Source organism: Pseudoalteromonas sp. TB64 (genome assembly GCF_000498095.1).
Taxonomy (GTDB): domain Bacteria; phylum Pseudomonadota; class Gammaproteobacteria; order Enterobacterales; family Alteromonadaceae; genus Pseudoalteromonas.
In genome coordinates, this window is the sequence record NZ_AUTQ01000145.1 from 38,783 (window position 1) to 58,375 (window position 19,593).

Sequence of the window (19,593 nt, forward strand, 5' to 3'; positions counted from 1 at the left end):
GTGCAATTTAAAGATAGAATTACGTTAGCTTTTAGCGGTGCATCGGGTGCGCCTTATGGTTTAAGATTACTCGAAGTATTGTTAGAACAGCAATTTCAAGTATACGTACTCATCTCAAGTGCTGCGAGAGTCGTGCTTGATACAGAATCAAACATAAAGCTCTCAGGTAATGAAGATAAAGCAACTGAGCAGCTAAGTACGCTGTTTAATGCCAAGCCTGAACAGTTAAAAGTATATGGTAAAGATAACTGGTTTAGCCCTGTGGCATCGGGCTCTGCGGCGCCTAAAAAAATGGTGGTATGCCCGTGTAGTGCAGGATCGGTTTCTGCAATTGCGGTAGGGGCGTCAGATAATTTACTAGAGCGCGCCGCCGATGTTGTAATAAAAGAACGCGGGCAGCTAATTTTAGTACCGCGCGAAACACCATTTAACGAAATTCATTTAGAAAACATGCTTAAGTTATCTCGTTTAGGGGTAACTATTATGCCAGCAGCACCTGGTTTTTATCATAAGCCACAAAGTATTGAAGACTTAGTCGATTTTATGGTGGCAAGAATTTTAGATCATTTAAACATTGAACATAACCTAACAAAACGTTGGGGTTATGGTGAGGGTAAGTAATGGTTAAGCAAAATATTGCTTTAAATATAGAAGGCCTTACTAAGGTTTATAAAAATGGTGTTGAGGCCATTAAAGGCGTTGATTTACAAGTTTACGAAGGTGATTTTTTCGCCTTGCTTGGCCCAAATGGAGCTGGTAAATCAACCACTATTGGTGTTATTTCCTCACTTGTTAATAAAACGAAAGGCAAAGTAGAAGTATTCGGTTGCGATATTGATACTGATTTAGAAGCCGCAAAAGCGCATTTAGGCTTAGTGCCGCAAGAGTTTAACTTTAGTCAGTTTGAAACGCTTAGCCAAATACTTGTTAATCAAGCTGGTTATTACGGTGTTCCACGCGCTGAAGCCCATAAGCGTGCTGATAAATACCTAGCTCAACTTGGTTTACTTGAGAAAAAAGACAAGCAAGCGCGTACGCTTTCAGGTGGTATGAAACGCCGCTTAATGATTGCACGTGCGCTTATGCACGAACCAAAGTTGCTTATACTTGATGAGCCAACAGCAGGTGTAGATATAGAGCTTCGTCGTTCAATGTGGGATTTTTTACGCCAAATAAATCAGCAAGGCGTTACCATTATTTTAACCACACATTACCTTGAAGAAGCAGAGTTACTGTGTAAAAACATTGCGATTATCGATAATGGTCGAATTGTTGAAAACACCACAATTAAAGCACTGCTTGCAAAGCTTGATAAAGAAACGTTTATTTTAGATTTAAAAACGCCTGCAAATCCTGTAACGCTTGATGGCTATAAATTTACCATGACAGACGATCGCACTGTTGAGGTGGAAGTTGCTAAATCACAAGGGTTAAATGCTGTGTTTAGTGCATTAACAGCTCAAGGTAATACTGTATTGAGTATGCGAAATAAAGCAAACAGACTAGAAGAGTTATTTGTAGGATTACTAGAGCAAGGGCGGGGCGAATAAATGTTTAAATATGGCGTAGCCTTAAAGAGTTTATGGATTAAAGAGTGTATTCGTTTTTTACGCATTTGGGTGCAAACCTTAGTACCGCCAGCAATTACAATGAGCTTATATTTTGTTATTTTTGGTAACTTAATTGGTTCACGAATTGGCGATATGGGAGGTTTTAGTTACATGGAGTTTATTGTACCTGGCCTTATAATGATGTCGGTTATTACAAACTCATACTCGAACGTAGCCTCTAGTTTTTATTCAACAAAGTTTCAAAAAAGCATTGAAGAGCTTTTAGTTGCACCTGTACCTAACTACATAATAGTACTGGGTTATATGGGCGGCGGTATGACGCGTGGCATTATGGTGGGATTTATAGTTACCTGTGTATCGTTATTATTTGTTGATATTCAAATACATAATGTTTTTGTGATTATGGCTACGGTTATTTTAACTTCTGCGGTATTTGCTTTAGGTGGTTTGATTAATGCAATTTACGCAAATAGCTTTGATGATATTAGTATTATCCCAACCTTTATTTTAACGCCATTAACCTACTTAGGGGGTGTGTTTTATTCCATTACATTACTGCCAGAATTTTGGCAAAATGTATCGCAAATTAATCCTATAATTTATATGGTTAACGCGTTCCGTTATGGCTTTTTAGGTGTGTCGGATGTTGATTTAAGCGTGGCTCTTGGGGTTATTTTAGTATTTATAACAGCGTTATTTACATTAGCGCTTACATTGATCAAAAAAGGTGTGGGGCTAAGACATTAATGAATGATGCAAATTCACGTAGTATTGTATCTAACCAAGCGGGTATTCACGAAAAGCTTGATGAAATAGTAAATAAGCATTTAAGTGCTGAATTTAAAAAGCCAATTGCAGAGCATACACAACTCGCGTTTGATGAAGTTAACGCTAAAGTACACGCTTTTAAAGGTCCGCTTATTTTAGATTCGTGTTGCGGTGTTGGCGAAAGTACGGCTAATTTGGCTAAGCATCATCCCGATGCGCTTGTTATAGGTATTGATAAATCGTCGCACCGCCTTGATAAACATGATGTTGAGTACAAGCAAACCGACAGTGGGCAGTACATATTAGTACAAGCCGATTTAAACGACTTTTGGCGTTTAGCGGTTGATGCTAATTGGCAGCCTAGCCATCATTACTTGTTGTATCCAAACCCATGGCCAAAGTCTAAACATATTCGCAGGCGCTGGCATGGCGCAGCTATCTTTCCATTTATTGTTAAGTTAGGTGGTTTGTTAGAGGTAAGAAGTAATTGGGATATTTACGTTAAAGAGTTTGCAAGAGCACTTGAATTAACTGGTAACTCTTGCGATGTAGTACCTTATGAATCAGATGATGCTATTACGCCTTTTGAACGTAAATATTGGGCCAGTGGCCAGCAAAGCCACCGGCTTATTATTAATTTAGCTGATCGTTAATACGTCTTCATTTTGTGAGTTAACATGTGGCGCTGGGTGAGCAAAGTAATTACCTTGCATCAGCGTCACATTCGCTTTTTTAAGTGCAGTTACAATTGTTTTGTTCTCTACCGATTCGGCTATTAGTTGTAAACCTAACTGATTAGCAAAACTCGCTATGTGCTCTATAAATAAGTAAATGTCTTTATCGTTTACAATTTGCTTTATTAAAGCGCCATCTAGTTTAATGCCATCTACTTCAAGTTTTAATACGTTTGATATGTTTGAATAGCCACTACCAAAGTCATCAATAACAACTTTTACACCCTTCGTTTTAACCATGCCTATAAATGCTTTTACTTCTGAAAAGTTAGCAATTGCTTGTGTTTCTATAAGCTCAAGAGTGATATTACCCGGATGCGGGTAACGTTTTAATTCATAAGCTATATATTCACTTAAACTGGGATCAAGCATGTCTTGGGCTGTTATATTTAAGCTCCAGCAAATATTTGTTTTTCTAAATCGGCTAACACATTGTGAGAAAATAGTACGCGTTAATAAACCATCCATTCTTGAGCGGGTTACAACATTTAAAAATGCGTCAGGTTTTAATATTTCACCTGTGCTAGTTACCATGCGAGCTAGGCATTCATACTGCACTATTTGATTTGTATCTATATCAATAATAGGCTGAAAATAAGGCACTATACGGTTGTTATCAAACGCCTCGCGTACTTCTTTAGCCATTTCTACGTTGTATTGATATTGCACTTTTACATCGTGTAGTGCTTTGGAGTAATTAACGACTGTATGCCGACCTTGTTTAGCCTGTAAAGCCGCGATATGTGCATTCTCTAGTAAGAGTGACTTATTACCACTGGCAATGCCTGCACATAGCGTAATATAAATAAAAGGGTCGGTTAGTAATGGGGTATTAAAGTTATAGGTTTCGATAAGATCGTTAAATTCGATATACGGAATTTCTTTTGGTGCAAGGAGCACTAGTTTATTTGTTGCTAAGCGATAAATATGACAGCGTGTAGAACAGCGGTTTTTAAAGTGTATTAATAAGTTTTTCATCACTTTATCGCCAACTTCTGTACCGTAAAAACTATTTATATCTTCTATTTCGTTAATCCAAATAACCGCTAACTGCATATGATGAGCGCTACTCTTTTTAAGAAAGTACTCCAGAGCTATATGATTCGCAAAACCAGTGCTTGAATCAGTTGCTAAAGAACGTTTGAGTAAATATATATAAATAGCAGCAACGAGTATCGCAATAAAAAAGAAGAAGCTTGCCATGGCTGCAGCTTTAGATACGCTTTCTTTCAGTTTTTGATTCAAATCGTAAATAGTTATATCGGCACCGGTTAAATAGGTTTTGCCGTTAGTTTCATCAATATAAGGAATAAAAATAGTTTTAAAGTGTCCCCATTGATCACTCGATATTTCAAATACGGGTTCTGTTGAATAAAAAGCACTTATATTTGCTTCTGTTGCCTCTGGGTAAAGGTCTAAAAATTGGGTTACTTTTCCGTTATTTTGATCGTCTTGTGTGTAACTAGACGCACCAAAATAAACTTTTCCATTTTTTAGTATCATCGAGTAAACATACGCAATGTCTAATGCTTGCGCGAACTCTGAAAGCTTTTTGCTTTTATCTTGATAGTCAGAAAAACTAATCGTGTCATTTTGATTAACAGCGTTAAGGTACTCATCACCTAAAATATGTTTTACGCTGGTGGCTGCATTAAGTAGGCGAGTGTCGACCGATTGCATTATTTCTGCACGGGTAGTTTGGTAGGTGTAATAAACGTAGGCGAATAAGCTAATTAAAAACACACTAAAACCAGCCATTAACCAACTTATTCTTACTCTTCCTTTAAGCATATATGTCCCTTTTTTATTATCGTTTTATTATACGCAAAATATATAAATGCCCAATAATTAATTCGAATTTATTATCTTGAGCTGAATATTAATTAAATTATCATTTTTTTGTCATGCATTTGACTGCTTTTATGGCTTTATGCGAGACATTTTGGTTGGATTGCAGTAAAGTTAGCGCAATTATTTAAAACACTATTCTTTAAAATAGTGCCAAAATATGGCCTTTTTTATAGATAAACATGTTTTTTAGCTACACACACTAGGTATTAAGATGGATCAAAAGCGTTGTGCCGTCGCCTCTAAAGAAAGCCTTAAGCGTATATTTACTGTACCTGAAGCGCCAGACTCAACTTTAAGCAAAATCGAGCTTGAAATTTCGAGTAATTTAGCAGGTTTCTTAAACGAAAATATAGCGGCAATTGAAAAGCCATTGCATGAAATCGAAAAAGATTTTCAATCAGCTGTGATCCCCGAGGATCCAACGTTTGTATCTGCTTATGCACAAGACATAATGGAGCAACTTGTTGCGCATTCTGTGCATACCGCTGCTCCTAGTTTTATTGGTCATATGACCTCTGCCTTACCTCATTTTTTATTACCACTGTCAAAATTGATGGTAGGGCTAAATCAAAACTTAGTAAAAATAGAAACTTCTAAAGCATTTACTCCTCTTGAGCGCCAAGTTTTGGGGATGATGCACCATTTAGCTTATGGGCAAGAAGACTCGTTTTATTCTAAATGGATGCATAGTGCTAAAACATCATTAGGTGCTTTTTGCTCCGGTGGTACGATTGCTAATATTACTGCGCTTTGGATTGCCCGAAATCGTTTATTAAAACCAGATGGTGATTTTAAAGGTATTGGTGCACAGGGCCTTATTGCTGGCATGTTGCATTATGGCTATAAAGGTTTGGCTGTTTTAATATCTGAGCGCGGACATTATTCATTAGGCAAATCAGTTGATTTATTAGGTATTGGTCGTGAAAATTTAATTGGTATAAAAACCTGCGATAACAATAAAGTAGATGTTGATGCTATGCGTGAAAAAGCGCTTGAGCTTGAAGCTAAAGGCATTAAAGTTATGGCCATTATTGGTGTCGCGGGTACTACCGAAACCGGTAATATTGACCCATTAGATGCAATGGCTGATTTGAGCGAAGAAATTGGGTGTCACTTTCATGTAGATGCTGCATGGGGAGGAGCAACTCTTTTATCTAATACGCACCGTCCTTTATTAAAAGGAATTGAACGTGCTGATTCAATTACTATTGATGCACATAAGCAAATGTATGTGCCAATGGGCGCAGGTTTGGTTTTATTTAAAGACCCAGCTGCAACTGACGCTATAGAGCACCACGCAGAATATATTTTACGTAAAGGCTCTAAAGATTTAGGTAGTCATACGCTTGAGGGTAGCAGACCCGGTATGGCAATGTTAGTACATGCTTGCTTACGAGTTATAGGTCGTAAAGGCTACGAAATGCTAATTGATCGTAGTATTAAAAAAGCACATTATTTTGCCGATTTAATTAAAGCAGACGAAGACTTTGAACTTGTTTCAGAGCCTGAGCTGTGCTTATTAACGTATCGTTATGTACCAAAAAAAATCAAACAAGCAATAGCTGATGCTGATGCCGCAACTAGGTTAGATATATTTGCCTCATTGAATCGTTTTACGGCCAGTATGCAAAAGCGTCAACGTGAATCGGGACGTTCGTTTGTGTCGCGTACACGTTTAACACCTTCTAATTATGATAATCAACCTACGGTTGTATTTAGAGTTGTGCTTGCAAATCCGCTTACTTCAGGTGCTATTTTAAAAGATATTTTAGCTGAGCAAAAAGAGTTAGCTAAAACCGATCCTGTATTTAAAAAATACCTAAGAAAGTACATGTAGTTTAAAAGGGTCTATAAGGACCCTTTTAATATCAAAAGTATGGTATTTATTAATGAAGAATACGTGCTCTAATTGTCCCTTCAACAGCGCTTAATTCTTTAAGTGCGACTTCAGAGTGATCTGTATCTACATCAATAACAACATAACCAATAGCTGCGTCTGTTTGCAGGTATTGCGCGGCAATATTAATACCGTGCTGTGCAAACGCTTGGTTAATTTGTGTTAGTACGCCAGGACGGTTGTGGTGTACGTGTAATAAACGACTACGATTAGCAAGCTCTGGCAGCGATACCTCAGGGAAGTTAACCGCTGTAATAGTTGAGCCGTTATCTGAATATTTAGCCAATTTACCAGCTACTTCAATACCAATGTTTTCTTGTGCTTCTTGGGTTGAGCCACCAATATGCGGCGTTAAAATAACATTGTCGAATTGGCGCAGTGGCGATACAAATTCTTCATCGTTAGATTTTGGTTCAGTAGGGAATACATCGATTGCTGCACCGCTGAGTTTTTTCTCGGTAAGGGCTTCTGCAAGCGCATCAATATCAACCACGGTGCCGCGTGAAGCATTGATCAAAATAGCTCCTTGCTTCATAACAGCAAGTTCAGCTGTGCCAATTAGATTTTTAGTTTGCGGTGTTTCTGGAACGTGTAAACTAATAATATCAGAGCGTTGCAATAGTTGAGTTAGGTTATGTACTTGCTTTGCATTACCAAGCGATAACTTATCTTCAATATCATAATATTCAACGTTCATACCGATATTTTCAGCCATAATACCCAGTTGAGTACCAATGTGACCGTAGCCAATAATACCTAACGTTTTACCACGGGCTTCAAAAGAACCATTCGCTGTTTTTAACCAACCGCCACGATGCGCCGCTGCATTGCGCTCTGGAATACCGCGCAATAAAAGCAAAATTTCGCCAAGTACAAGCTCTGCAACAGAACGAGTGTTAGAAAACGGTGCATTAAACACGGCAATACCGCGTTCGCGTGCGCTATCTAAATCAACTTGGTTTGTACCAATACAAAAACAACCAACTGCAACAAGCTTTTCAGCGGCGTCTAATACAGCTTCATTTATATGAGTGCGAGAACGAAGACCCACAAAGTGCACATCTTTAATACGCTCTTTTAGTTCGTCCTCAGGTAAGGATGTTTTAACATAATCGATGTTACTGTAACCATTACGTTTTAACGTTTCAACAGCGCTTTGATGAACACCTTCAAGCAAGAGAATTTTAATTTTGTCTTTTGCTAACGATACCTTACTCATAACCTCATCCTATTTAATTTGAGGCCCATTTGTAGTGCCGATAATGACTTTATCAGCGCCACGCTCTGCAAATAGGCCGTTGGTAACTACGCCAACAATTGAATTTATTTGTGTTTCAAGTTGTTTAGCATTGGTAATTTTTAAGTTAAATACATCTAATATAACGTTACCGTTATCGGTAACTACACCTTGGCGATAGACTGGGTCGCCACCCAATTTTAATAACTCTCGTGCTACGTAACTGCGTGCCATAGGAATAACTTCTACCGGAAGCGGGAAGTCGCCTAATGTTTTTACTAATTTAGTGTCATCAACAATACACACAAATTGTTTAGCGACAGCAGCAACTATTTTCTCGCGAGTAAGTGCGGCACCGCCACCTTTAATCATTTCGTTTTGAGCGTTAATTTCGTCAGCGCCGTCAACGTAAACATCTAAGGCAGCTATATTATTAAGTTCAAACACTTCAATGCCTAACGCTTCTAAACGCGCAGTGGAAGCTTCTGAGCTCGAAACTGCACCTACAATAGTGTCTTTTATTGAGCCAAGAGCATCAATAAAGTGATTAACAGTAGAGCCTGTACCCACGCCTACAATTGTGTTTTCTTTTACAAACTCGAGTGCTGCCCAGGCAGCTGCTTTTTTTAATTCATCTTGTGTCATTGCTATGTGCTCATGTATGTCAGAAATATGCGGCTAGTAATTAAATTTAATTGTTACCAGCAGTAGATTTTATCTGGAGTGATAATTGTTTTAAGTGGTACGTCCCACGATTCTATTGGTAACAAATCAACTTTTTGGCATTCATGTGCTAAGCCAATAAGTTGTGGTTTTTGCCAATTTTGTTCGTGCAAACGTGCCAGTGTTCGGTCGTAAAACCCACCCCCCATTCCTAAGCGATTACCTTGTTTATCAAATGCAACTAACGGCATAAGGAGGTAATCAAGCGCTGGTAACGGGCATATCTCAGAGCAGTTCAGCTTAGGCTCCAAGATACCATAGCGATTTGCCTTCATGGGTGAGTTTTTTTCATAACGGTGAAAGAGTAAATTAGCCCCGTTAAAAGGGTGTATTACAGGGAGGTAAATTTCATGATTTAAGTTCCATAGTTCATTAATTAACAATGAGGTATCTAACTCTCCGTCATTCACTAAATAAATTGCTATATGCTCTTTTTTATTTGATTTTTTGCTTTTTAATTGTTGAATAAAATTCATTTTAAGCGATTGAGCTGCAAGTAATTGCTGTTTTTTTGATAAATTATTACGCATTTCACGGACTGATGTTCTGATCTGTGTGCGCTTATTGCTCATGTCAGTGCTTCGCTAAGTAATTAAAAAGAAAATAAGTTAGGAAAAGCTAAATATGCCGCCAATACAATTAGTAATGTTACTACCGTAACTATAAGCGAATATAAAAGAGCATTACTGCGCTTTTTAGGTGTGCTAATAAGTTCTTCATCAAGCATTAAGTCATCATCTTGCCATTGATCAATATTTTCATCTGGCGTTTTTGATTCAAGGGCTGGGAGGCGTTGTTCTAAATCATCTAGCTTTTCTTCAAGGCGAATTAAACTACTGGTGATGTAATCAAGGGCATCAAAAATACGCTCATCACGCTGGTTATTTGCTTTCTCGATACTTGCTGCTGACGTATTAGGGATGGCTTGTAATTTACTTTTTATACCAAGACCAACAAGTAGTTTTGCTTGCTTTAATGCTTTATCTTTATTGCTTGGTGCAAACAGAGGTTTACCTTTAAAAAAAAGCATTACTTTTTCTTCTGAGGTCTTAAGCCGCTGGGCTAAGTTTGTACACGCTATTTTTGTATCAACGTCATCTGCAAGCCCTGCAAATATAACGCGAAAATTGTCGGTCATTTAATTATCCCTCAAGCTTTTATTATTAAATGAGTATATACCTAAAGTACAAAACAATTCGAGGTCGATTTTATAGTTATTTTATTTATAAACAATACTACAAATAAACTCTAGATGTAAAAACGGCCCTTGAAAGGGCCGTTTATATTATTACATTATAGGCTTAAAGGCCAGCAGCTGCGCGAAGTGCGTCTGCTTTATCTGTACGTTCCCAAGGGAACTCGTCGCGACCAAAGTGACCGTAAGCCGCTGTAGGAAGGTAGATAGGGCGCTCTAAATCAAGCATTTGAATTAAGCCGTAAGGGCGTAAGTCAAAATGTTCACGAATAAGCTCAATTAAACGGCTTTCTTCTAGCTTGCTTGTACCAAACGTTTCAACGCTGATAGAAGTAGGCTCTGCAACACCAATTGCGTAAGAAACTTGTAGCTCACACTTGTCAGCAAGACCAGCAGCAACAATATTTTTAGCAACGTAACGTGCAGCGTATGCTGCTGAACGGTCAACTTTTGATGGATCTTTACCAGAGAAAGCACCACCACCGTGACGAGCCATACCACCGTATGTATCTACAATGATTTTACGACCAGTTAAACCACAGTCACCCATTGGTCCACCAATAACAAAGCGACCTGTTGGGTTAATGAAAAACTTAGTTGCACTTGTAATAAGTTCTGCAGGAAGTACCGGCTTAATGATTGTTTCCATCACAGCTTCTACTAAATCTTTTTGCGAAATGTCTTCGCTGTGCTGAGTAGAAAGTACAACAGCATCAATACCTACTGGCTTGCCGTTTTCGTATGCAAAAGTAACTTGAGATTTTGCATCTGGGCGTAACCAGTTAAGCTCGCCGCTTTTACGTACTTGCGCTTGGCGCTGTACTAAACGATGTGAGTAAGTAATTGGGGCAGGCATTAGTACTTCTGTTTCGTTACATGCGTAACCAAACATTAAGCCTTGGTCGCCAGCGCCTTGTTCTTCTGGGCTAGTACGGTCAACACCTTGGTTAATGTCTGGAGACTGTTTACCAATAGTGTTTAAAATAGCACATGAATCGGCATCAAAGCCCATGTCTGAATTTGTGTAGCCAATGTCACGAATTGTTTTACGTGTAATTTCTTCGATATCAACCCATGCGCTAGTAGTGATTTCACCACCAACCATAACCATACCGGTTTTCACGTAAGTTTCACACGCTACGCGAGCCTGAGAGTCTTGCTCTAGGATTGCATCAAGTACCGCATCAGAGATTTGATCGGCGATTTTATCCGGATGACCTTCAGAAACTGATTCAGAAGTAAATAAATGTTTTGCCATTGTATTTCTGCTCACAAATATTGCGCTTCACAAATGTCGGTATTAGCGCTAAAAAATTAAGGGGCGTATTTTATCGAAAACAAAACTAATTGCATAGTGTTTTTACGCCTAGACGTCTAAATAAAATTACTAATGTCGTTCTGGTCTCAAAAAAAATTCATAATGCTCCCTTTTCTGGGGTTTTTAATTGCACACCGCCCCCACATTAAGTAAGAATGGATGTATAGCAGTATCCAAGATATTTGGTTACATAAACGATTACATAAATACCCGCGCAAATACACATATAAGGTAGGAGAATTCATGCCATCTCGCAAAGAACTTGCAAATGCTATTCGCGTCTTGTCAATGGACGCAGTACAAAAGGCCAAATCTGGTCACCCTGGAGCCCCTATGGGCATGGCTGATATCGCAGAAGTATTATGGCGCGATTATCTAAAGCATAACCCAACAAATCCAGAGTGGGCTGACCGAGATCGATTTATATTATCGAACGGCCACGGTTCAATGCTTATATATTCTCTATTGCACCTAAGTGGTTATGATTTACCACTAGACGAAATTAAAAACTTCCGTCAAATGCATTCTAAAACACCAGGTCATCCAGAATATGGTTATGCACCAGGAATCGAAACTACTACGGGTCCATTAGGTCAAGGGATCACAAATGCCGTAGGTATGGCAATTGCCGAAAAAGCACTTGCTGCACAGTTTAACCGTGAAGGTCACGATATTGTTGATCACTTTACCTATGCATTTATGGGCGATGGCTGCCTTATGGAAGGTATTTCTCATGAAGCAGGTTCACTTGCAGGCACATTAGGTCTGGGTAAACTTGTTGCATTTTGGGATGACAACGGCATCTCTATCGATGGTGAAGTGGAAGGTTGGTTTACCGATGATACGCCAGCTCGCTTTAAAGCGTACGGTTGGCATGTAGTTAGTGGTGTTGATGGTCACGACAGCGACGCTGTAAGTGCTGCAATTGCAGAGGCTAAAAGCGTTACCGATAAGCCATCACTAATTTGTTGTAAAACAATTATTGGTTACGGCTCACCTAATAAGTCGGGNCGGGTAGCCACGATTGTCATGGCGCACCACTAGGTGATGACGAAATTAAAGCATCTCGCGAATTTTTAGGTTGGACTGGCGATGCTTTCGAAATTCCTGATGATATTTACGCACAATGGGATAGCAAAGAAAAAGGTCAACAGCTTGAATCAAGCTGGGACGAAAAGTTTGCAGCATACGCAAAAGCATACCCAGAGCTTGCAGCTGAATACAAACGTCGTATTAATAACGAGCTTCCTGGTGATTGGGCTGAAAAATCTCAAGCGTATATTGAGCAATTGCAAGCAAACCCTGCAAATCCTGCTTCTCGTAAAGCGTCACAAAATGCATTAAATGCATTTGGTCCGTTATTACCAGAATTTATGGGTGGCTCAGCCGATTTAGCTGGCTCAAACTTAACAATTTGGGATGGCTCTAAAGGTTTAACACGCGATGATGCAAGCGGTAACTACATTTACTACGGTGTACGTGAGTTTGGTATGTCGGCAATTATGAATGGTATTGCCCTTCATAAAGGCTTTATTCCTTACGGTGCTACGTTCTTAATGTTTGTTGAATATGCAAAAAATGCCGTTCGTATGGCTGCATTAATGAAGCAACCAAGCATTTTTGTATACACGCACGATTCAATTGGTTTAGGTGAAGATGGTCCAACTCACCAACCAGTAGAGCAAATTGCAAGCATGCGTTTAACGCCTAACTTATACAACTGGCGTCCATGTGACCAAGTTGAGTCGGCAATTGCATGGCAACAAGCTATTGAGCGTAAAGATGGTCCTACATCGTTAATCTTTACTCGCCAAGGTCTTGAGCAACAAGCGCGTGACGCACAGCAATTAAGTGACGTTAAAAAGGGTGGTTACATCCTTAGCTGTGACGGCAACCCAGAGATTATATTCATTGCAACGGGTTCTGAAGTGCAACTAGCACAAGATTCAGCTAAAGAGTTACGCAGCCAAGGTAAAAAGGTACGTGTTGTGTCTATGCCATGTACTGATGCCTTTGAAGATCAAAGCGCAGCATACAAAGAAAGCGTATTACCGGCATCTGTTTCACGCCGCGTAGCAGTAGAAGCAGGTATTGCTGACTACTGGTACAAGTACGTTGGTTTAAACGGCGCAGTAGTAGGTATGACCACCTTTGGTGAGTCAGCACCAGCTAATGAGTTGTTTGAACACTTTGGTTTTACAGTGGCAAACATTGTAAGCAAAGCAAACGAGCTTTTTTAATCGCTTTTGATTAAATAAAGTAAGTAATTGAAAAACCCGCACATGTTGCGGGTTTTTTTATGCCCTTACATGAAGCAACTTCACCTTGATCAATGCAGCTTTCCTTGCAAGAAAGTAAGCTATCAGGCAAGGTAGTGCGATAAAATTTATAAATAAAAATCTTAAATTAATAGCAGGAGCTAAAAATGCCAAAGTTCGATAACGTAAGTGTAGTAAAAAAAGCCAATGTATATTTTGACGGAAAAGTGTCGAGTCGTACCGTTATTTTAGGTGATGGCGAAGCGAAAACATTAGGTTTTATGCAACCAGGTGAGTTTGTTTTTGATACAAACCAAAAAGAATGCATGGAGCTTTTAGCTGGTCAATGGGATATTTTATTACCAGGTGCGAGCGAGTGGAAAACATTTAACGCAGGTGAGTCGTTTAACGTAGATGCTAATGTAAGCTTTAAAGTGAAAGTATCTGATTTTGCTGACTACTGTTGTTCGTACACAGATTAACCAGTACAGCTAGACGTCTGAAAGCCCATGCACTATGGGCTTTGCATAAACTTTGCGCAACGCATGATTTAAATCACCAAAAACCGTAAATAAACCTCAAATATCTCTATTTTTTCCTTGTGTTAATCTAAATAGCCCCCAATACTATTTATGAGGTAACAAATAAAAGGATACCCTATGAAAATTAATCTTTCTGGTCACCATGTTGAAGTTACTGACTCTATTAAAGAGCACATCAACGAAAAATTTTCAAAAATCGAGAGCCATTTTCCATCGCTTATTGCACTCGATATTATTTTGTCTAAAGAACATCATAAAATCCAAGCTGAAATTAGCACTAATTACGAAGGCACGCGCATATCGGTAAAAGGGGAAAACGAAGTTATGTACCCAGCCATTGCAAGCGCAGCTAAAAAACTCGATGCGGCACTAAAACATCGAAAAGGGCAGATAAAAGCAAACCTACACGAAAAGCCTGTAAGTACAACACCTGAAATCGCACACGAGATCATCCAAGAGATGGATCTTAAATAAAATTTAGTCACAAAGTATTGTAAAAAAGAGCCGTACGGCTCTTTTTTATTGCCTGTAATTTAGGTAAGTTATGCGTTCTTGCAGTTTATTAATTATAAAAATTGATAAAAAGAACACACAACACACATATTTTGAGAAATTAATGCACAAAACAAAAGCAGTATGGAAATCTCGACTAGGTGCGCTTGGGCCTGGGATCCTAATGGCAACGGCCGCTATTGGCGGNGGCTGGAGCAATATTTGGCTGGCAACTATTTTGGTTAATCCTCGTTGTTAATGTTTTAAAATACCCGTTTTTTCGTTTTGGTATGGAATACACACTTGCCACTAAAAATAGCTTAGTAGAGGGTTATAAAAGCAAAGGACCGTTTTATTTTTATAGCTTTATTGGTTTAAACATTGTAGCTGCCGTAGTTAATACCGCCGGCGTATTACTACTTACTGCAAGCCTGCTGCATTACGCCTTACCTATTGTTATTGAAGTAACCTTGCTTTGTTGGATGCTGCTGGGTGTATGTTTAGTTATATTGCTACTTGGGCACTTTAAAGCGCTCGATAACGTTGCCAAAGGTATTATGGGGCTGCTTACGCTCGCTACTTTGATTGCCCTTGCCATTGCATTTAGTAACGGTCCAATGGCACCTGCTGATTATGTGGGTCCTTCACCGTATGAACTTGCAATGCTTAGCTTTATGGTCGCTTTAATGGGCTGGATGCCAGCCCCTATCGAAATATCTGCATTAAGTTCTTTATGGCTAAAAGAAAAGCAAGCGCAGCAAACAGTCACTAAAAGCCAAGGCCTGTTCGATTTTAACGTAGGTTACTGGCTTACAGCTGGCTTAGCCTTGGTATTTTTTAGCTTAGGTGTATTGGTACAGTATGGGCAAACTAGCAGCATAGAACTCGGCGGTGTCGCGTTTGCCAAGCAGCTTATTGATATGTACGCGTTAACAATAGGCGAGTGGGCAAGACCGCTGGTATCAGCAATCGCTTTTTTATGTATGTTTGGTACCACACTCACCGTGCTTGATGGCTACGCCCGCACGCTTAATGAGTCTCATAAACTACTTGGCTTTAAGCAATCAAAACACAGCCTAAATATTTGGTTAATACTACAAGCACTTGCCGGTATGGCGGTTATTTTATTTTTTAAATCAGCCCTTGGCCCAATGCTTACGTTTGCAATGACGCTTTCATTTGTTACAACGCCTGTATTTGCATGGCTTAACTTTAGCCTTGTACGCTCAGAGCCCGCCATTAAGCACAGCGTGTTACTGCGCAGCTTAACGTGGCTAGGTTTAGTGTATTTAGTAGGTTTTGCTGTTGCGTTTGTAGTGTGGAAACTAGCATTCTAAATATAGCCACTTACTTTAGGGTTTTAATTAAAGCCCTAAAGCTTAAAATTTAAATGAGGTATAAATGGATATTAGAACAGGCGAGCTTTCAAACTCACACGTTATAAAGTTACTACAAGCACACCATAACGATATGCTAAAACACTCACCCGTTGAGAGCGTGCATGCACTTGATGTGAGCAAACTCACTCAGCCCGATATAACTTTTTATAGCTTATGGATTGATAATAATTTAGCGGGTGTTGGCGCTTTAAAAGCACTAAATACAACGCATGGCGAAATTAAATCAATGCGCACATCAAGCAACTATTTACGCCAAGGCATAGCCGCTAAGTTACTCACGCATATTATTGAGCAAGCAACACTGCGAGGTTATAAAAAGCTAAGCCTAGAAACCGGCACTGCAAAGGCATTTTTACCCGCACAAAAGCTTTATACTCAGTTTGGTTTTAAAGAATGTGAACCGTTTGGTGATTATGAGCTAGATCCGTACAGCTTGTTTATGAGTAAAGGGATCTAATTTTCACTACAGTAAAATTAAATTAGCCTTTCAAGAGATAGTTTTCTCTTCATATTTGTTGAGCTGATTTTTGCTCATTACGAAATCGTCAGTTTTAAAGTTGTTCGTAATAACTACTAATTTTATTGTAAAAACCTTAAAGTTGCTACAGCAGCAATATTTATTCAATTATACCTGCTGTGATTGATGCTTAATAAATTCAAGGGATAATATGAATGCGTAAAAACCCATTTAGTGATTTGCAAGGGATGCTTAACTTAATAAAAGCATCGAAAAACCCTTTTTCTCCAATAGTTGAAGCTCTTAATAATTCTTTAGAGTCCATCTTTAAGCTTGACGAAAGCGGCGACAGGAATATAACGATTGAACTTTGCTTTAACGATCAAGATGAAAACTCCAAGCAACTTGAATTTATTGAGATAACAGACTCTGGTGCTGGATTTAACAAAGAGTCATTTGAACGTTTTGAAAGGCTTTTGGATAGAAGTAAGGGGTTCAATAACAGGGGATCGGGTAGGCTTCAATACTTACATCGGTTTGGTGAAGTATCTGTAAAAAGTATTTACCGTCAAAATGAAGGTTATTATTTAAGGAAATTTAGCAGTTGTAAGGATAATTTTATATATGACGACAGTGTATCGGAATTAATTGATAAAAATAATTTAAAAACTACAGTAACGTTGAAGCAACTAAGAAACCATAAAAAAGATAATACTTCTTATTCAAAACTTAAATTTAGCAGTTTCGTCTCATGGGTTAAGTCGCAATTTGCTTTAAGGGCCTATCTTGAATTAACCAAAGGAAAGGTATTTCCCACGATTAATTTAAAATTCACTTATCAAGTTGCTGAATCTGAAACTTTGACTATAAAGCCTGATGACTTTCCAAAACCCACCAACAGTGGTGATTTTTATGTGAATTATCAAGAATCTTTTGATGATAATGGAGAAGTTGGTTGGCGCAAGCCCAAAGGCTTTAAACCTGAAAAATTTAGTTGGTGTGTGTTTAGTTTTCCTGCTGATGATGTTGATATTCATGGTGCATTTTTATGCAGTAAAGACATTCCAGTTGAAGAGGTGAAAAACTCTGTTTTGAAAAAAAGTAATGGCCATTTAGGTAATAAAATGATTACTGCTTTTTATGGTGATTTTTTGGATAAGCCAGATAATGTTAATCATTCAGTAGATTCCTTTACTATACCTAATAAAGCTGATGTAAAAGAGTTATCAAACTCAATTTTTGATGCCGAAGCTGAGGTTTATATTGATGACATAATCGAGCAGGCTAATAAACAACTGAAACTCATATATAAAGAAATAGAGCTAGCTCAAGAAAGTGCAGAAAGAAAAGTTATGTTATTGGCTAAAGAGTTAGGAATCTCAAGTCATATTGCTATGAGTGTTAAAAAGATAGTTAAGTTAAGTGATAATGAAGAAATCATCACTAAAAACTTACACATCGAAGAAGCGAAATATATTGCAGATAAAAGCAATAAAGCCAGAAAAGTAATTGAACAATTAGAACTAATGGACCCTACAGCAACAAACTATCAAAAGGATTTAGAGAAAAAATCAGAAGAATTGTCTTCATTGATTGACGCTCAAAATAAAGAAGAGCTTTCTAAATATGTTGTCAGAAGAGAATTAGTTGCAAAATTACTTGATAAAATTTTAAATAATGATTTGGTAGCTCAGAAAAAAGATCTTTCCGCAGGGAAAAGTAGAAGAGATAAAGAAGGCTTTATCCATGATTTGGTATTTAAACGAAAATCTAAAGGTAACCTAAATGATCTTTGGATTTTAGACGAAGAATTTATATATTTTGACAGTTTTTCTGATGTCCCTCTGAATAAGATTAAATCTGAGTCAGGGCTATTTATGCTGAAAGATATTCCATTAGAAGAAATTAAGAAACTTCAGCTTAAGATAGCTAAACGACCCGACATTTTTATTTTTGCAGATGAAGGGAAGTGTGTACTTGTTGAGTTTAAAGCTGCTGATATTGATTTGTCTGAACACTTACAGCAAACTGAAAAATACTGCACATTAATTGCAAATTTTAGTACTAAAAAGATCGAGAAATTTTATTGTTATTTAATTGGTGAAGATTTCTCACCTTTTGATCTTCCTTCTGAATACGACCAAACAGTTAATGGGACTTGGTTAAGAGAAAAAATAAAAATTATTGATAAAACAGCTATGAGAAATGTTATTGCATATGGTCAACAAGAATTAATTAAGTTATCTGACATTGCAACTAGAGCACATAGGCGTAATAAAAGCTTCGCAGAGAAGCTTGGCATGGATACTTTTATGGATTGAAAGGTTTTATAGTAATTCTCTGGTTAAGTTGTAGGACCACGAAATATTTTGTGGTCCTTTTGTTCGGGGATGAGGTACTTAGCAGGATAAAGCTTCAATGATAATATTGTTACTAAGAATTGACTGTTTTTCCAGTTTGATTCTCTTAATAAAATAGGCGTTTACATTTTAGCGGCCAAAAATGTAAACGCTATCCTAACTCAGCTCTTTTATCGCTCTACTTATCCCATCTAAACTAAGTGCATACATGCGGTTGTTCATTAACTCTTTTATAAAGCCAATCGATTGATAGTAAGGCCAGTGTTCAACGGGTTGTGGGTTGAGCCAAGCTACCTTATCGAAGTGGTTGGTGATTCTTGATAACCATGCACTGCCGGGCTCTTCGTTGTAGTGTTCTACCGAGCCGCCCGCATAAGCTATTTCGTAAGGTCCCATAGTGGCGTCACCCACAAATATTACTTTATAGTCGCTGGTAAATTTATTAATCAGCGTCATGGTGTCAATCACGTTTGAATGGCGGCGTGCGTTGTCTTGCCAAACGTGCTCGTATAAACAGTTATGAAAGTAGTAAAACTCTAAATGTTTAAATTCGCTGTGGGCGGCGCTAAATAATTCTTCGCAGGTGTGAATGTAGTCATCCATTGAGCCACCAATATCAAACAGCATGAGTACTTTTACTGCATTGTGGCGCTCGGGTGCCATTTTTACATCAAGCATGCCGCCTTGCTTTGCGGTAGCGCGAATAGTTTCGTTTAAATCTAGCGTGTCGCTTGCGCCAGTGCGAGCAAATTTACGTAACTTTTTAAGGGCGAGTTTAATTGTGCGCGAG

Annotated in this window: 16 protein-coding genes and 2 pseudogenes; 11 read left to right on the forward strand and 7 right to left on the reverse strand. The window is 38.4% G+C overall.

What is annotated here, in order from left to right; genetic code table 11:
* The 4 genes from L647_RS0111735 to L647_RS0111750 are packed head-to-tail and all read left to right on the forward strand — an operon-like array spanning position 1 to position 2,992.
* A complete protein-coding gene (locus tag L647_RS0111735) occupies positions 1-621 on the forward strand; it encodes a flavin prenyltransferase UbiX (protein ID WP_002961027.1) in 621 nt (206 codons plus the stop codon).
* Complete coding sequence (locus L647_RS0111740; protein WP_024594076.1) at positions 621-1,550, forward strand: ABC transporter ATP-binding protein; 930 nt, start codon at positions 621-623, stop codon at positions 1,548-1,550. Before L647_RS0111735 ends, L647_RS0111740 begins: the two co-directional genes overlap by 1 nt.
* Positions 1,551-2,318 (forward strand): ABC transporter permease, encoded by a 768-nt coding sequence (locus tag L647_RS0111745; RefSeq protein WP_024611269.1) that lies wholly within the window; start codon positions 1,551-1,553, stop codon positions 2,316-2,318. It abuts the gene before it with no gap.
* Positions 2,318-2,992, forward strand: coding sequence for an SAM-dependent methyltransferase (locus L647_RS0111750; protein WP_024611270.1), 675 nt, complete (start codon positions 2,318-2,320; stop codon positions 2,990-2,992). The genes L647_RS0111745 and L647_RS0111750 overlap by 1 nt, the downstream gene beginning before the upstream one ends.
* Here L647_RS0111750 and L647_RS0111755 read toward each other — a convergent pair.
* Positions 2,978-4,864: a GGDEF domain-containing protein gene (locus L647_RS0111755; protein WP_024611271.1), complete on the reverse strand. Its 1,887-nt coding sequence runs from the start codon at positions 4,862-4,864 to the stop codon at positions 2,978-2,980. The two genes, L647_RS0111750 and L647_RS0111755, sit on opposite strands and share 15 nt — an antisense overlap.
* Positions 4,865-5,135: 271 nt before the next feature.
* On the opposite strand from L647_RS0111755, the gene panP reads away from it, so the two are divergent.
* The gene (gene panP / locus L647_RS0111760) at positions 5,136-6,761 is read left to right on the forward strand and encodes a pyridoxal-dependent aspartate 1-decarboxylase PanP (RefSeq protein ID WP_024611272.1); all 1,626 of its coding nucleotides are present in this window, start codon (positions 5,136-5,138) and stop codon (positions 6,759-6,761) included.
* A 49-nt stretch (positions 6,762-6,810) separates the two neighbouring features.
* Here panP and serA read toward each other — a convergent pair whose 3' ends face one another.
* From serA to metK, 5 genes are all read right to left on the reverse strand, one after another.
* Positions 6,811-8,040: a phosphoglycerate dehydrogenase gene (gene serA, locus L647_RS0111765; protein WP_024611273.1), complete on the reverse strand. Its 1,230-nt coding sequence runs from the start codon at positions 8,038-8,040 to the stop codon at positions 6,811-6,813.
* Between the two features lie 9 nt (positions 8,041-8,049).
* On the reverse strand, positions 8,050-8,703 hold the full coding sequence (gene rpiA, locus L647_RS0111770) for a ribose-5-phosphate isomerase RpiA (RefSeq protein ID WP_024611274.1): 654 nt from the start codon (positions 8,701-8,703) through the stop codon (positions 8,050-8,052).
* A 53-nt stretch (positions 8,704-8,756) separates the two neighbouring features.
* Positions 8,757-9,353 (reverse strand): 5-formyltetrahydrofolate cyclo-ligase, encoded by a 597-nt coding sequence (locus L647_RS0111775; protein ID WP_024611275.1) that lies wholly within the window; start codon positions 9,351-9,353, stop codon positions 8,757-8,759.
* Positions 9,354-9,373: 20 nt separating this feature from the next.
* On the reverse strand, positions 9,374-9,919 hold the full coding sequence (locus L647_RS0111780) for a hypothetical protein (RefSeq protein WP_024611276.1): 546 nt from the start codon (positions 9,917-9,919) through the stop codon (positions 9,374-9,376).
* Positions 9,920-10,082: 163 nt separating this feature from the next.
* Positions 10,083-11,234, reverse strand: a complete 1,152-nt coding sequence (metK, locus tag L647_RS0111785) for a methionine adenosyltransferase (protein ID WP_024600601.1) — start codon at positions 11,232-11,234, stop codon at positions 10,083-10,085.
* A gap of 303 nt (positions 11,235-11,537) precedes the next feature.
* On the opposite strand from metK, the pseudogene tkt reads away from it, so the two are divergent.
* From tkt to L647_RS0111815, 6 genes and pseudogenes are all read left to right on the forward strand, one after another.
* Positions 11,538-13,534: pseudogene (gene tkt, locus L647_RS01000000124105) on the forward strand (transketolase).
* Positions 13,535-13,719: 185 nt separating this feature from the next.
* Positions 13,720-14,034, forward strand: coding sequence for a pyrimidine/purine nucleoside phosphorylase (locus L647_RS0111795; protein ID WP_002958974.1), 315 nt, complete (start codon positions 13,720-13,722; stop codon positions 14,032-14,034).
* A 177-nt stretch (positions 14,035-14,211) separates the two neighbouring features.
* Positions 14,212-14,568, forward strand: a complete 357-nt coding sequence (gene raiA, locus L647_RS0111800) for a ribosome-associated translation inhibitor RaiA (RefSeq protein WP_024611277.1) — start codon at positions 14,212-14,214, stop codon at positions 14,566-14,568.
* Between the two features lie 142 nt (positions 14,569-14,710).
* Positions 14,711-15,923 (forward strand): annotated as a pseudogene (locus L647_RS01000000124110) (divalent metal cation transporter).
* Between the two features lie 64 nt (positions 15,924-15,987).
* Positions 15,988-16,443, forward strand: coding sequence for a GNAT family N-acetyltransferase (locus L647_RS0111810; protein ID WP_024611278.1), 456 nt, complete (start codon positions 15,988-15,990; stop codon positions 16,441-16,443).
* Between the two features lie 215 nt (positions 16,444-16,658).
* The gene (locus tag L647_RS0111815; protein ID WP_024611279.1) at positions 16,659-18,764 is read left to right on the forward strand and encodes an ATP-binding protein; all 2,106 of its coding nucleotides are present in this window, start codon (positions 16,659-16,661) and stop codon (positions 18,762-18,764) included.
* Positions 18,765-18,959: 195 nt separating this feature from the next.
* On the opposite strand, the gene L647_RS0111820 is transcribed toward L647_RS0111815, so the two are convergent.
* Positions 18,960-19,593: VWA domain-containing protein (locus tag L647_RS0111820; RefSeq protein WP_024611280.1), on the reverse strand; the 634-nt coding region annotated here is incomplete at its 5' end.

Coding starts and splice junctions, on each gene's coding strand:
- L647_RS0111740 (WP_024594076.1), top strand. CDS start 621: ATGGTTAAGCAAAATATTGCTTTAAATATAGAAGGCCTTACTAAGGTT.
- L647_RS0111745 (WP_024611269.1), top strand. CDS start 1,551: ATGTTTAAATATGGCGTAGCCTTAAAGAGTTTATGGATTAAAGAGTGT.
- L647_RS0111750 (WP_024611270.1), top strand. CDS start 2,318: ATGAATGATGCAAATTCACGTAGTATTGTATCTAACCAAGCGGGTATT.
- L647_RS0111755 (WP_024611271.1), bottom strand. CDS start 4,864: ATGCTTAAAGGAAGAGTAAGAATAAGTTGGTTAATGGCTGGTTTTAGT.
- panP (WP_024611272.1), top strand. CDS start 5,136: ATGGATCAAAAGCGTTGTGCCGTCGCCTCTAAAGAAAGCCTTAAGCGT.
- serA (WP_024611273.1), bottom strand. CDS start 8,040: ATGAGTAAGGTATCGTTAGCAAAAGACAAAATTAAAATTCTCTTGCTT.
- rpiA (WP_024611274.1), bottom strand. CDS start 8,703: ATGACACAAGATGAATTAAAAAAAGCAGCTGCCTGGGCAGCACTCGAG.
- L647_RS0111775 (WP_024611275.1), bottom strand. CDS start 9,353: ATGAGCAATAAGCGCACACAGATCAGAACATCAGTCCGTGAAATGCGT.
- L647_RS0111780 (WP_024611276.1), bottom strand. CDS start 9,919: ATGACCGACAATTTTCGCGTTATATTTGCAGGGCTTGCAGATGACGTT.
- metK (WP_024600601.1), bottom strand. CDS start 11,234: ATGGCAAAACATTTATTTACTTCTGAATCAGTTTCTGAAGGTCATCCG.
- L647_RS0111795 (WP_002958974.1), top strand. CDS start 13,720: ATGCCAAAGTTCGATAACGTAAGTGTAGTAAAAAAAGCCAATGTATAT.
- raiA (WP_024611277.1), top strand. CDS start 14,212: ATGAAAATTAATCTTTCTGGTCACCATGTTGAAGTTACTGACTCTATT.
- L647_RS0111810 (WP_024611278.1), top strand. CDS start 15,988: ATGGATATTAGAACAGGCGAGCTTTCAAACTCACACGTTATAAAGTTA.
- L647_RS0111815 (WP_024611279.1), top strand. CDS start 16,659: ATGCGTAAAAACCCATTTAGTGATTTGCAAGGGATGCTTAACTTAATA.